Source organism: Vibrio sp. 1402 (genome assembly GCF_033340275.1).
The window spans coordinates 1-662 of the sequence record NZ_JAWOWE010000326.1; the positions used below are offsets into that span (position 1 = coordinate 1).

1 protein-coding gene is annotated in these 662 nt (G+C 39.4%); it reads right to left on the minus strand.

Features of this window, described 5'->3' with window-relative positions:
* Positions 1-460: hypothetical protein (locus tag R7044_RS25855; RefSeq protein WP_225456078.1), on the minus strand; the 460-nt coding region annotated here is incomplete at its 3' end.
* Between the last annotated feature and the right edge of the window lie 202 nt (positions 461-662).

Here is a 662-nt window from a genome sequence, read left to right on the forward strand (position 1 = left end):
CTAGCTGCTTTTGAAAGCTAGGATCTAAAGCACGAGGAGACTTCAAAGCATGAAGAAACTTGTCTTCAGGCGATTTTTGGAGTGTCTGCTGTGACTTAATAATTGGAACAACGGTGTTGTCTCTAGTTCTGATGCTTTGACAAGGTGCGCCTAATTGCTTGCACTGAAACTCAAATGCTGAAATCAAACTTTCATCGTTACTGTATAGCTCAAAGTGAACAGAGCCCAGTTGCTTTTTATCTAAAGCAAGTAGCACCCTAGACAGATATGCAATGATATAGAAATCGGCTTGGTTCTGACCTGTCGGATAGTCAGATAAGAACAGATACAACGACTTTTCACAAACAAGCTTGACTGAATCTGACTTAGAAAAACCAAAGACTTTATCAACGACCGAAGCATTAATTTTTTCTAGCTCCTTCAGTCCTACATTTTCAGCATCGACGAAAATCATCTTCATAGTTGGTCAAGCTCCATTTGTTCACCACTATAAAGAAGATTACACAGTTGCATATCGATAGCAAATTGAGGTTAATTCATTTGTGTGATTGATTGTAGGTGTATTACCCCAACGCGCTTACAACACACACTGCAAAACCGCCTATCTCAAACCGACTTTTCGACTATCCATCAAAACGATCAGTTACCCCATAGAAACTAAA